The 12,728-nt window shown below is 61.4% G+C and carries 12 protein-coding genes and 1 riboswitch; of the genes, 4 read left to right on the top strand and 8 right to left on the bottom strand.

The features are described 5' to 3' along the window. Positions 1-2 precede the first annotated feature (2 nt). The 8 genes from NKI08_RS19420 to NKI08_RS19385 all read right to left on the bottom strand — a co-directional run bounded on the left by NKI08_RS19420 (position 3) and on the right by NKI08_RS19385 (position 8,229). The gene (locus NKI08_RS19420) at positions 3-728 is read right to left on the bottom strand and encodes a GntR family transcriptional regulator (protein ID WP_352771539.1); all 726 of its coding nucleotides are present in this window, start codon (positions 726-728) and stop codon (positions 3-5) included. 412 nt (positions 729-1,140) lie between these two features. Next, complete coding sequence (locus tag NKI08_RS19415) at positions 1,141-1,914, bottom strand: hydroxymethylpyrimidine/phosphomethylpyrimidine kinase (RefSeq protein ID WP_352771664.1); 774 nt, start codon at positions 1,912-1,914, stop codon at positions 1,141-1,143. Continuing rightward, entirely contained in the window at positions 1,905-2,510 is a 606-nt protein-coding gene (locus NKI08_RS19410) for a thiamine phosphate synthase (RefSeq protein WP_352771537.1), read from the bottom strand. The genes NKI08_RS19415 and NKI08_RS19410 overlap by 10 nt, the downstream gene beginning before the upstream one ends. Next, a complete protein-coding gene (locus NKI08_RS19405) occupies positions 2,507-3,280 on the bottom strand; it encodes a thiazole synthase (protein ID WP_352540067.1) in 774 nt (257 codons plus the stop codon). Before NKI08_RS19405 ends, NKI08_RS19410 begins: the two co-directional genes overlap by 4 nt. A 1-nt stretch (position 3,281) precedes the next feature. Next, entirely contained in the window at positions 3,282-3,479 is a 198-nt protein-coding gene (gene thiS / locus NKI08_RS19400) for a sulfur carrier protein ThiS (RefSeq protein ID WP_023679205.1), read from the bottom strand. Next, the gene (gene thiO, locus NKI08_RS19395) at positions 3,448-4,449 is read right to left on the bottom strand and encodes a glycine oxidase ThiO (protein ID WP_352768528.1); all 1,002 of its coding nucleotides are present in this window, start codon (positions 4,447-4,449) and stop codon (positions 3,448-3,450) included. Before thiO ends, thiS begins: the two co-directional genes overlap by 32 nt. Continuing rightward, positions 4,446-6,281: a phosphomethylpyrimidine synthase ThiC gene (gene thiC, locus NKI08_RS19390; RefSeq protein ID WP_352771534.1), complete on the bottom strand. Its 1,836-nt coding sequence runs from the start codon at positions 6,279-6,281 to the stop codon at positions 4,446-4,448. Before thiC ends, thiO begins: the two co-directional genes overlap by 4 nt. A gap of 104 nt (positions 6,282-6,385) precedes the next feature. After that, a riboswitch (TPP riboswitch) is annotated at positions 6,386-6,502 on the bottom strand. A gap of 182 nt (positions 6,503-6,684) precedes the next feature. Beyond that, the gene (locus NKI08_RS19385) at positions 6,685-8,229 is read right to left on the bottom strand and encodes a Fic family protein (RefSeq protein ID WP_352470527.1); all 1,545 of its coding nucleotides are present in this window, start codon (positions 8,227-8,229) and stop codon (positions 6,685-6,687) included. A gap of 1,125 nt (positions 8,230-9,354) precedes the next feature. On the opposite strand from NKI08_RS19385, the gene NKI08_RS19380 reads away from it, so the two are divergent. The 4 genes from NKI08_RS19380 to NKI08_RS19365 all read left to right on the top strand — a co-directional run bounded on the left by NKI08_RS19380 (position 9,355) and on the right by NKI08_RS19365 (position 12,720). Next, positions 9,355-9,723: a YybH family protein gene (locus NKI08_RS19380; RefSeq protein ID WP_352771532.1), complete on the top strand. Its 369-nt coding sequence runs from the start codon at positions 9,355-9,357 to the stop codon at positions 9,721-9,723. Positions 9,724-9,813: 90 nt separating this feature from the next. Then, the gene (locus NKI08_RS19375; RefSeq protein WP_352771530.1) at positions 9,814-10,044 is read left to right on the top strand and encodes a type IV toxin-antitoxin system AbiEi family antitoxin domain-containing protein; all 231 of its coding nucleotides are present in this window, start codon (positions 9,814-9,816) and stop codon (positions 10,042-10,044) included. Between the two features lie 636 nt (positions 10,045-10,680). Further along, a complete protein-coding gene (locus NKI08_RS19370; RefSeq protein WP_352771528.1) occupies positions 10,681-11,484 on the top strand; it encodes an ABC transporter permease in 804 nt (267 codons plus the stop codon). A 3-nt stretch (positions 11,485-11,487) separates the two neighbouring features. Then, positions 11,488-12,720, top strand: coding sequence for an ABC transporter ATP-binding protein (locus tag NKI08_RS19365; protein WP_352771526.1), 1,233 nt, complete (start codon positions 11,488-11,490; stop codon positions 12,718-12,720). Positions 12,721-12,728 lie beyond the last annotated feature (8 nt).

Genomic DNA, 12,728 nt, shown 5'->3' with positions numbered 1-12,728 from the left:
ACTCAGAACCTCATATGCAGCGCAAAATGCGCCGGGTTGAGCAGGCTGGTCACATATTCGATCGGCCGGTCATCGGCGGCGCGGGTCAACCGGCGACCGCGAAGGAACGGCGTGCCTTGCGGGCAACCGAGGATTGCAGAGTCCTCGGCGTTGAGCATTTCGATGCCGACCCATTCCTCGCCATGGTCGGGAATGAGGCCCGCGCCGCGCAGCGTCTGGTGCAGCGAGCCTTCGCGCAGGCCGCGCAACGGCACGTCCTCCAGTTCCGGCGACAATGGCAGGCGGCTGCGCTCGATGGAGATGGCGTGGCCGTCGCTGGCATTGGTGCGCACCCGGTCGACAGCGATGAAAAACGGGTTTTCTATACCAAGCAGTGCGGCAAGACCGGGGTCCTCGATCACCTCGAGCCGCAGCGTCCGCGTCTCGGCGTTGGCGCCGGCGTTGGCGAGCGCCCGCGACCAACCGATGGAGTCATCAACGGGCTTGTCATCGAAGGTGACGAAAGAGCCGATGCCGACTTTGGTCGTGATCAGCCCGCGGTTGGACAGTTCCTCGAGGCCTTTGCGGACGGTGTTGCGGCTGACGGAGAAACGCTGGACGAGCTTGTTCTCGCTTTGCAGCCGGTCGCCGAAACCGAGAACACCGGAGCGGATTTCATGTTCGAGAACGGTGGCGATCTGTTCGGGCTTGCCCGTGCCGGGAGACAGTTGAACCAAGCGCCGCTTCATATGGGTACCTGTTCAGTGATCCTGTATAATCCTGTTCATATCACGGCAGGCTTGTCAACGAGTGCCGCATGGAGCAGTTCGTGATCCCAAGTCCGGTTCAACAGGACGGCATAAGGAGCGTCAGCCTAGCGCCGCCGCAGCCGAGACGCGGGATCGACCGCTCCCCTCGAGGGGCATCGTTTAGCAGGAGCTCGCGACCAAGGTGAATTCCAGGATCGCAGTCGGATGGGGGGAAAGGATGCCACACAACGCACTAGATACGGCGCACGACGGCCGCCTCGCCATCGTTGATCTCGCGGTCGCCGCCTGGCGAGGCCGTCAAACTACTCCTGTCGAGTGAGGTGAATTACGAGGGGAAATTACCAGCCCGGACCCGCGAGAGGCAGGCGTTTCTTTCGAGAGTTGGAAAATTTTACAAGTTTCGTCGGTCTGCTGCATTCTTCTTAAAAATGGCCAAGACAAGCCGCTTGCCTTCGCGCACACTGTCTTCGAGCGGCTTCGCTTTCGCCAGATGCGCCGCAATCGCGCTAGCCAGCATGCAACCCGTCCCGCGCATTGATGCGACAAGACGAGGTGCGTCGAAGCGGATTGGTTCTTGATCAGAACGCAACAGAATGTCGGTTGATCGAGGTCCTGATGCGTGGCCCCCTTTGATCAGCAGGCCCGGCACGCCGGCTGCCAGCAATTTCCGTCCCAGTCTCACCGCGTCGCTCTCGTCGGCTGGCGGTTCCGCACCAACAAGGAGCGCCAGCTCCAGGAGATTGGGGGTCACAAGGCAGCAAAGCGGCATCAGGTCGCGCCTCATGGCAGCGATGGCACCTGCTTCCAGAAGCCCCCGGCCGGAGCTCGAGGCAAGCACCGGATCGAGCACTGCCGGCACCTGCGGATTTTCGCGCAGCACGCCGGCAATGGCAACGACGATCTCAGCCGTTGCGAGCATGCCGATCTTAATTGCCGCCACCTTGTTGGCCTGTAGCGCGGCGCACATCTGATCGGCCACAAGATCGGGCTGCGAAGGATGGATTTCCATTACGGCTTCGTGCGTCTGCACCGTCAGCGCTGTGACAGCCAGGCAGGTGCGCACGCCAATGGAAGAGATCGTCTCGATATCACGTGCAATTCCAGCCCCACCGCTGGGGTCTGATCCGCCGACCACGAGCACATGCGGTTCTCGCCTCAGCGCCATGGCTTTGTCTTTTCGATCCATTCTCGCGTGCGCGCTTCGGGATCGGCATTCAACGTGATGTCGGTGACCACCGCCGCGCTGTCCGCACCAGCCTCGAAGACGCCGTCGAGCCGGTCGGGGTTGAGGCCGCCGATGGAGACCAATGGGATCGGCGCCACCCGATGCTTCCACTCGCTGATCCGCTCGAGCCCTTGCGGCGCCCATTTCATCTGCTTCAGGATGGTGGGATAGATGGGGCCGAGCGCGATATAGTCGGGCTCGGCAGCGATGGCCGTTTCCAGTTCGAGATGATCGTGCGTGCTGAGCCCGAGCTTCAATCCGGCGTACTTAATCGCCAGCAGGTCGGCCGCAGCCAAATCCTCTTGGCCGAGATGGACGAAGTCGCAGCCTTCCTCAATGGCGAGCCGCCAATAATCGTTGACGATCAGTTGGCAACCATGGACCACGCAGACGCCGTTCGCGCGGCGGATTTCCGTCCGCAGCGTGGCCTCGTCCCTATCCTTGATGCGCAACTGAACCAGCTTGACGCCAAGTGGCACCAGCCGTTCGATCCAGGCGGCGCTGTCGACGATCAGGTAGAAGGGATCGAGCTTCATGAGAAAACCGCCCTGCCGAATGTTGGTGTCGATGGCACCGCGACGTCGCGGGGTTCGAGCATCCCCGAGCTGAAAGCTTCTCGACCGGCGTCGACCGCCTTGCCGAACGCACGCGCCATGCCGACCGGATCGGCCGCCTTGGCGACCGCTGTGTTCAGGAGCACGGCATCAAAGCCGAACTCCATGACTGTTGCCGCGTGCGATGGCCGTCCGAGACCAGCATCCACGATCAGCGGGACATCAGGGAAATGTCCGCGCATCGAGCGCAGCGCCATGATGTTGACCGGCCCGAGGGCGGAACCGATCGGTGCGCACCAGGGCATCAAGACCTTGCAGCCCGCCGCAAGCAGCCGCTCGGCGACGACAAGGTCGTCGGTAGTATACGGGAACACCGCAAAACCGTCCTCGCACAGGATGCGGGCGGCTTCGAGCAGACCGAACACGTCCGGCTGCAGCGTGTCGTGATTGCCGATCACTTCGAGCTTGATCCAGGGCGTGCCGAAGACTTCGCGCGCCATTTGTGCGGTCGTGACCGCTTCCTTGACGGAGTGGCAGCCAGCAGTGTTGGGCAGGATTCTGACACCAAGCGACCGGATCAACGACCAGAATTTTTCGCCAGCCCTGCCGCCTGCCATTTCACGGCGCAACGAGACGGTCACCACCGAGGTGCCCGATGCCCTGACTGCATCGGCAAGGATGGCCGGCGAAGGATATTGAGCGGTGCCGAGAAGCAGGCGGGAGGGAAGCGTCGTCCCGAGAAGATCGAACATGCTAGCCCCCCTGCATGGGCGAGAGGATTTCGATCCGGTCGCCGTCGTTCAATTGGAATTCCGCCCGGCTGGCTTTGTGCACGAGGTCGTTGTTGACGGCGGTCGCGAGCCAATCGCCCTCATAGTCAAGCGCGGCAAGCAGCTCGGCCAGCGTGGTGGCGGCAACCTCATGCACTTTGCCGTTGACCATCAGTTTCATGAGCAAGCTCCACGGGTTTGTCGTGATTGAAGACAATTTCGCCCGCCAGGCGCGCCATGGCAGGGGCGAGAAGAAAGCCATGGCGATAGAGCCCGTTGATCGCGACGGTGTCTCCGCTCATTTCGACGCGCGGCAGATTGTCGGGAAAGGCTGGACGGACGCCGACACCGGTTTCAACGATCTCGGCCTCGCCAAAGGCCGGATGGAGGGCATAGGCGGTACCCAGAAGCTCCATCATGGAGCGCGCCGTGACCGGTCTGGCGGACCGGCTTTCAATCATCGTCGCACCGATCATGAACTGGGCGTCGGCACGCGGTACCGCATAGAGCGGAAAGCGCGGATGCAGCAACCGGACCGGGCGCGACAGCGAGAAGTCTGGCGTGTTTAGGATCAGCATTTCGCCGCGAACGCCGCGAAGCCTGTCATCGGCGGCTGCCATTCCCGTGCAATCGATCTGACGATCGAAACCGGAAACATGCCGGGCGTCGGTGCCGAAGTGGAATTTGACACCCATGGCTGCGAGCTTGTCATGAAGTGCTGCCATCGCCTGGCGCGGATCGAGATGGCCCTCATCGGGAAAGAGCAATCCGCGGCGAAAGCGGCCGGCTAAGTCGGGCTCCAGGAGCGCAATTTCGTCTTCGTCGACACGCCGATGGCCCGACGTGCGGCTGGCGAGGCGGTCGAGCTCGCCGGCATCGCGCGGGGCGGCCACGACAAGTGTTCCGCCCCGTGTCACCTGACCCGGCAGCACCGCATCCCACCAGTCGGCAGCGTCACGTCCAAGGTCCAGCACCGGCTGCTCGGCGCTTTCACGCTCGCACCATGGCGCCAGCATGCCGCCGGCGAACCACGACGCATTGCCTCCAAGGCCATGCCGGATCTCGGCGACCGTGACCGTCGCGCCGCGGGCGGCGAGTTCGAAGGCGACGGTGAGGCCGGCGACGCCGGCCCCCTTTATCAGCACCTTCATGACGGCTTACCTGGCTGAGGCGTGAGCGGTGCGCCGGTCTCGTCCGCTGGCACGTAGAGATCGCCGCCCTCGCGGTATTTCGCCGCCATCGCCGCCATGCCCTCTTTCTGTGCCTCGGCGCGGATGTCGTGAGAGATACGCATCGAGCAGAATTTCGGTCCGCACATCGAGCAGAAATGCGCCAGCTTGTGCGCCTCCTTGGGCAAGGTCTGGTCGTGGAAGGACCGTGCGGTTTCGGGGTCGAGCGACAGGTTGAACTGGTCCTCCCAGCGGAACTCGAAGCGCGCGCGGGAAAGGGCGTCATCCCTGACTTTCGCCGCCGGGTGGCCCTTCGCCAGGTCGGCCGCGTGCGCTGCGATCTTGTAGGTGATCACGCCGGTCTTGACGTCATCGCGGTCGGGAAGGCCGAGATGCTCCTTGGGCGTGACGTAGCAGAGCATGGCCGTTCCGAACCAGCCGATCATCGCCGCGCCGATGCCGGAAGTGATGTGGTCGTAGCCCGGCGCGATGTCGGTCGTCAGCGGTCCAAGCGTATAGAACGGCGCCTCGCCACAGACGGCGAGCTGCTTGTCCATGTTCGCCTTGATCTTGTGCATCGGCACGTGGCCGGGCCCCTCGATCATCACCTGGCAATCTTTCGCCCAGGCGATCTGCGTCAGCTCGCCGAGCGTTTCCAGCTCGGCGAATTGCGCCGCGTCGTTGGCATCGGCAATCGAGCCGGGACGAAGGCCGTCGCCGAGCGAGAAGGAGACGTCATAAGCGCGGCAGATGTCGCAGATCTCCGCAAAGTGCTCGTAGAGGAAGCTTTCCCGGTGATGGTGCAGGCACCATTTTGCCATGATCGAGCCGCCGCGCGAGACGATACCCGTGACCCGGTTAACGGTCAGCGGGATGTAATGCAGCCGCACGCCGGCGTGGATGGTGAAATAGTCGACGCCCTGTTCGGCCTGTTCGATCAGCGTGTCGCGGTAAACCTCCCAGGTAAGATCCTCGGCAATGCCGCCGACTTTCTCGAGCGCCTGGTAGAGCGGCACCGTGCCGATCGGCACCGGCGAGTTGCGGACGATCCATTCGCGGATGTTGTGGATGTTGCGGCCGGTCGACAGATCCATCACCGTGTCGGCGCCCCAGCGGATCGCCCACACCATCTTTTCGACCTCTTCAGCCATCGACGATGTGACGGCGGAGTTACCGATATTGGCGTTGATCTTGACCAGGAAATTGCGGCCGATGATCATCGGTTCGCTCTCGGGATGATTGATGTTGGCGGGAATGATCGCGCGTCCGCGCGCCACCTCGTGGCGGACGAATTCAGGCGTGACGAAGTCGGGGATCGCCGCGCCGAAGGCCTCGCCGTCGCGCTCAAGCTTGCCGTGCAGGATCTCGCGACCAAGGTTCTCGCGGATGGCGACGAACTCCATTTCGGGCGTGATGATGCCAGCGCGCGCATAGGCAAGCTGTGTCACCGCCTTGCCGGTCTGGGCCCGGAGTGGCCGGTTGCGGACTGGAAATTCCGGTGTTAGGCGCTCGCCTGCCGCAAACCCATTGTCTTCTGGCCGGACGTGGCGGCCGTCATAGGCTTCGACATCGCCGCGCGCGGTGACCCATTCATGGCGAAGCCGTGCAAGGCCGTTTTCGATGCTGGTTTCGACAGTCGGGTCGGTATAGGGGCCGGACGGATCGTAAGCGGTCACCGGCGGCTCGCCTGCCGTCGGATGGACGGAGATTTCGCGCATCGGCACCCTGAGCTGCGGGTGGATGGTACCGGATTTGTGGATTTTGCGTGAGGCAGGCAGCGGTCCCGTCGAGACGGCGGGGGTGAGGGCATTCATCTTGAGGCTCCTTTGCTCGTTGCATTGGAGACCCAGTTCTGTGCCGGAAGGATGAAAAGACGCTTCTGTCGACCTGCCGAAACAGGACCTCGGGCGTAAACTCCCGCAAAGCGCTTGCACCGTCCCTACGCCAGTATGAACTGGATCAGGTTCAACGGGTCACTGCGCCGCGAAAGCCAGCAGTATCTCAGCCCCTTGCCGGGACTCCCCTGGTGAATGCGTGAGGTTGGACGGGACCGCTCCGGTTTGTCAAGCGCGTTCTGGCCGCGGCTGATCGGCGGCCGGTCAGACCGTGCGGAAAAAATCGTGCATGTCTCGGCGACAAGTCAAGCGTCGGAGATGAAGGCAGGGACAAGGGAATCGCAAACCGTCGGACTAAAAATCGATCCTGATGATCACACCTTCAATGGGCACCAAAGGTTTGCGCGTAGATCGCCTCGATTCTTCCTGCCTCGTCACTGGTCAGCGCGGCGAATTCCTTCTCGCGCGCGCGGTTCGATAGATGGCCATCATTCTGGTGAAGAAAACGGAAGAGCAGATCGGTCAACCGCTCGGGCATGTCGATAAAGGCGTCCACCTGCTGCCGGAACTGATCGTAGCGCTGCAGAAATGCGGTTTCCTCGGGAAGGTCCCGTTCGATCGTCCGCTGAACGCAAGCATAGAGGAATTCGGCGTGCGGGGTTGCATCGAAGAACCGGTAGAAATCACCGGTGTCATTCAGCACCCGGACGTTGAATTGCGGCGTCGGTTCCCATTCCACCAACGGCAGAAGGCGCTGCGAATAGCTCTCGAGCACGCCCCTGTACTCGTTGATCTGGTCCAGGATCGCGGCCGAGACGGGAAAGACCACTCCCGGCGGATTGAAGCCGCGCATGGCAAGGACGTGGTGGATTAGGTAGCGGTGAATGCGGCCGTTTCCGTCCTCGAACGGGTGAATATAGACAAAGCCGAAGGCGAGGATTGCGGCGGCTACGACTGCATCAAGCTTTTGCGCGGGGCCCTGATCGAACGCCGCCATTCCATCGATTAGCCGCGGCAGGTCCTCGGGCCGAGCGCTGATGTGATCGGGCAAGGGCGTACCGTTGTCTCGATCATGCTCACCGACGAAACCTCCTTCTTTTCGGAAGCCAAGTCTTACGAAACGAGCGTCACCAAGTACAATTCTTTGCAGACGCAGCAGCTCATCGCGATCGATCGGCCAGCGGCCGGCTTCGCCGATGGCGCGGCCCCAGCGCTGGATGCGATCTTGCGGCGGGTGCTCGCCCTCGATCGCATAGCTTGATCGCGAGTCTTTGAGCAAAAGAAAGGCGGCGGTCCGAGCAAGGAGGTCGCGCGGCACGTCCGCTACGATTGCCTCCGCGCGCCGCGGTAGTTCAAGGCCGATGAATTTTTCGAGAATCTTGGTGCGGAACACCAGAGGGCAGAACTCACGCGTGCCGGGGAGATTGTCCCTTACGCGATAGCGCGAAGCGGTCTTGTCGGGTCCGGGCCACTGCAGCTCGGGATCGACAACCGGAATGTATCGTCCGGCCTCCGCGTCCGGCAGATCGATACGCGCGTCCCTCAGCCATTCATATAAAAACCAGATGCGGCGGGCATAACTGCCGGTCGGGCTTTCACGGACCAGCGCCTCGATCGGCGCGGGACCGGTCACTTGGAACAGCCGCTTGAGGACGGCAAGGTCCAGTCCCTCGTACTTGAGCGCAAAGGTCAGGTGGCCTTCGAGGGTAGGATTTGGGGCATGGCGGGGGGTCATGATCCGCCAGCCATCCCGTTCGGTAATGCGATGATGCTCGCCAGTGGCGAACAACCTACGGGGCAAGGGCGCGGCGAGCCTGTAGGCTCCGATCAGGGCGCTGTACCCGGCCGGGGTCGCCGTTTCAGGAAGGCGGATTTCCTGAAAAACGGTAACAGGACCTGAAAATTGGTGCTGTTGCACCGCAGGCATGAAACGCGAATCCTTCCATTGAATTTTGGTTTAGTCGGCAAAACCTATGAAAAATGATCCTATCCCATGAAAATTGATGCCACAAGAAAAATTTTCCGAAAACCGATTCTAAAACAGTGCTGAGGTCGATCAAGCAAGAACTCCGCCACCGGCTCAAGGAAGCGACTTCAGACCAAAAAGGTGAGTCCAGGAACCGCCATTCGCCCGTCTTAGTCACGAGGCCGGCACGGATGGCCCGCCTTACGTCGAGCCGGATTGCTCGAGCGCGCCGTTCGGGGCTCACTCATAGAGCGCTCTGGTGCGCGATCGATAGCCGCGATCACGCTTGCGACTGATCTTGGTGACGTGGCGGCGTCGGAGTAGAAAAGTGATGCAGGATCTCGGTGGGGTCGTGTGTGTGTGACCTGAAGTGAGTTCTCTGCGGTATGGGGGGCGGCACGCAGCGCGCGTCTTCTCGGCAAACAGATCGACGAAGCGGCACCGAAGGGAAGTTCCTGGCATTCATTCTCGCCATCGCTGCCCCAATTTGCCGATCGGACTGCCGATCGATCTCGCCCAATACTTTGCGCGCGCAACGGCCGAAGCCGAACTGGGCGGCACCTGCTCATTCGGGAGCTGACTCATGCTTGGTGCCCGAGAGAGCTGTGCCTGATCGAATGCGTGAAATCGTAGCTCGGAGTGGAGAGGCTGACGCGGTCATCTGTCACCCGCCTTCGGGCTGTAACGGAAAGCGCGACATCGTCTCCAATGCTCGTTCCCCACGTCGAGGGGCCCAGCGGCTTGGCTACGGGGGGGACTGTCAGCTAGTGGCCGCTGGGCCTTGACGACCAGCGACCCTAAGAGGAGGCCCTGTGCTGGCTGACGAAAACTTGCGAGCAAAGCCACGGAAAAGCATCATTCGAACGAACTCTTTCGTCGAGACGAGGAGGGCAGTGAGGCGGTAGCCGCCGCTTTGAAGCTCTCCGGCAGCTGCTACGCTGGTCATTCAGAGGGTCGCAGTTGCGCTTGCGCCGTCATATCAGATAAGTCTAATATAATCCGCGCCCGGCCATCGAACGCGCCGTGGCGCCCTCGAGTCGGCGCTATTCATCGGGTGGGCATGTCGGGCACGCAAGGGAGGACGAAATGAGACTGGTTCAGTCATTTGCATTTGCTGCTGTGCTGCTTTTTTCGTCTGCATTGTCTGCGGCCGCCCACTCGGCTCGTGAGGACATCGAAGCGGCGTTGGTAAAATTCATGGACGCCTTCAACAGCGGAAACGCAGCAGCGGTAGGTCAAATGTATACCGAAGACGCCGCCCTGCTGCCACCCGACGGCAAACGCGTCGATGACCGCAAGGGCGTGGAAGAATTCTGGCAGGGCGCAATCAAGGCCGGGATGAAAAATCTCACCCTGAAGGCGCTGGAAGTGGAAGGGAGCGGGAATCTCGACGCCTACGCGCCGAAGGTCTTCCTGGAGGGCGCGGCGATTGCGGCAAGCGGCAGCCTGTCGTAATTCGTACCGACATGGCTCCCCGGGCTGAACGAAACTGCGAACTATGTGCTGCCGATCTCCCTCAAAACTACGCCAGAGCTCTCTGACAGGATGCGGAAGCGTGATCGTGACCGCGCCGAGCGGATCCGGCTTGCCGGCGGTCCGAAGCCGACATTGAGGGAACGTGCCGTCTCGCTCGCTCTTGAGAGGGGCGAAGTCCGGACAAAAGACCTGACCGAGATCGGCGTTCCTCGCTGCTACCTAGCCCGCATGTGCGAGGAAGGCTTGCTCGCGAAGGTGGGCTACGGCCGCTACCGTGCGGCATCCCCCAACGCGGCTTGATGACATGATACGAATGGGCGCGCCTTGAAGCGGGCGAGACGAGCCATGAGGTGGCGGCGGCACCCCGCCGGTTGTGAGATGCCAAAGCGATCTTGTGTGCGTTCGACCATGGCGCGGGCTGCACCAAACCTCGGCCTGACTTGACGAGATTACACCTCCTGGTGCTAATCGTTTGTGCCGGCGGCATTTCGGGCATCGCTCTTGGGGCCTTCGACCTCTGGTCATTTCCTACCTGACAGAAATCCTGCCGCCCAGACGCCGTGGCATGCGGATCCTTCTCGTCAACACCACCGCCGCCCTTGGCGCCACTGCTACAATCTTCATCGTCCGCTGGCCTGCGCTGCTTCAGCCATTTGGGGTCGACGCGTGGCGCTGGGCGTTTTGTCTCGGCAATTACGGCGCAGGGGTCTTAGGCTCCTGTTTCTGATCCGGAATCACCGCGGTGGCTGTTCTCGCAGAGCCGGCTGGCGTAGGCTGAAACAGTAGTCCAGGCATTCGAGTGTTCCCCGAGAATAACTTCGGAGAAAGTCCTGATTGCACTGCGCGGAAATGTAGGCCTCAATGGGGCGTCAAGGGAGGGCGGACGCCATCATAGTGTCGGTACGGACTGACCCGCAACCTTTAGCTGTTGAGACAGTGATCGATCCGTCCCGCAAGCGGCGGCTGATCGACCTTTCCGAACTTTGGCGATATCGGGAAGTTGTGTTCTTCCTGGCCTGGCGCGATTTCAAGGTCAAATACCGCCAGACTTATCTGGGTGTGCTCTGGGCAATGTTGCAGCCGCTCGTTGCCATGTCGGTCTTCAGCGTCTTGTTTGGCCGACTCGTGGGCATCTCATCAAACGGAGCGCCATACCCGCTGTTTGTCCTGTGTGGGCTCGTGCCGTGGAATTTTTTTTCGCGAGCGGTTGGCAGCATGACGGGCAGCCTTGTCAGCAACCAGGAACTTGTGAAGCGCGTCTATTTTCCGCGTCTGATCATTCCCATGTCCGCTATGGCCACATGCCTGACCGATATGATCGTCGGCCTCACTCTTTTGTTCGCGGCGCTGCTGGCGTTCGGAATCTGGCCGGCGCCGCAGGTGTTCTTCCTGCCACTGTTCGTGCTCATCATGGCTGCATCGGCGATGGGGCTGGGAGTGGCACTATCTGCGATCAATGTCCGCTTTCGCGATGTGGGATATCTCGTGCCGTTCAGCCTTCAGATAGTTCTATTCATGACTCCGGTTGTCTATCCGGGCAATCTCGTGCCGCACTTTTGGCGGCCGCTCTACAGCCTGAACCCTATGGTGGGGATAGTCGAAGCCGTGCGCTGGAGCGTACTGGGCACGCCCGCCGATTGGGTCATGATCTCGATATCGACTCTCTCCTCGCTGGGCCTCCTCGTTGCCGGACTAGCTATTTTCTCAAAGTCCGAACGCGCGTTTCCGGACCTGATCTGAGCAATGACCGACACAGTGATTGAAGCCAGCAATCTCTGCAAGGCCTACAGACTGGGGGTGGCGAACAATAGCTTCCCTACCTTGCGGGACGCGCTGGCCAGCGGCGCAAGGCGAATCCTTCGCAGGAAGCCCGATTTGGGTCGGCGCAACGGTGGAGACGATCAATTCTGGGCCCTGAGGAACGTCTCCTTCCAGGTGCGCGCAGGCGAAGTCCTTGCCGTGATCGGACCTAACGGCGCGGGAAAGAGCACCATTCTCAAGATATTGGCGCAGATTGTGGAGCCGACTTCCGGTCGCGCGACGATACGCGGACGGCTGGGAGCTTTGCTGGAGGTCGGCACGGGGTTCCATGCGGAGCTGACCGGCCGCGAGAACATCTATCTCAACGGAGCGATACTCGGCATGCGGCGCGCCGAGATCAGATCCAAGCTCGATGAAATCGTCGATTTCTCCGGCGTCGAGCCGTTTCTCGACACGCCCGTCAAGCGTTACTCAAGCGGCATGTACTTACGCTTGGCCTTCGCGATTGCCGCGCATGTCGATCCCGATATTCTGGTGATCGATGAGATATTGGCCGTTGGCGACGCCGCATTCCAAAAGAAATGCATTGCCAAGGCCGAAAGCGTTGCCGAAACGGGCCGCACAGTGCTGATCGTTAGCCACCAGATGTCGGTTCTGCAGCGGCTTTGCAACCGCGCAATTCTTATCGACGGCGGGACGATCCTGGCCGACGGCCCGACGGGCGACCTGGTCCGGAATTATCTGCAGACACTGGAAGCGCGAGCGAGCACGGATCTGAGTACACGAACGACGCGCACCGGGCGAGGCCGCCTGCGCGTCGTCGGCATCGAGGTTTTCAACAAAACGGGTCCCGTCGCGTCGGGGCAGCCGGCGGATTTTCGGCTTCAGGTCGATGGGCCGCGCGAACTTGCACAATGCCTCATTACCATTATTGACGACCTCGGCGATCCTGTGACGTCATTCGACACGAAGGAGCACTCCGAGCATGATCGTCAGGGCGAAGTCTATACGGTGCATGTAGAGAGCCTTATGCTGAGACCAGGGCGTTACAGGATTGATGTGGCGCTAGTGGCGGACGACAGTGTGGTCGAAGACCACGTCGAGACCGCCGCCGTGTTCGATGTCATGCCCGGCTTGCTCGACAACCGACCGGTTACCGCCCAACCCGGCTTCGGCAGTGTCAGCTTCCCGCATCGATGGGTGACCAGGCGTTGACGCCTGTT

This window comes from Mesorhizobium sp. M0768, from assembly GCF_040320195.1.
In the GTDB taxonomy this organism is placed as follows: Bacteria; Pseudomonadota; Alphaproteobacteria; order Rhizobiales; family Rhizobiaceae; genus Mesorhizobium.
Note: the sequence above shows the minus strand (reverse complement) of the source record. Positions and strands in the feature narration are given on the sequence as shown.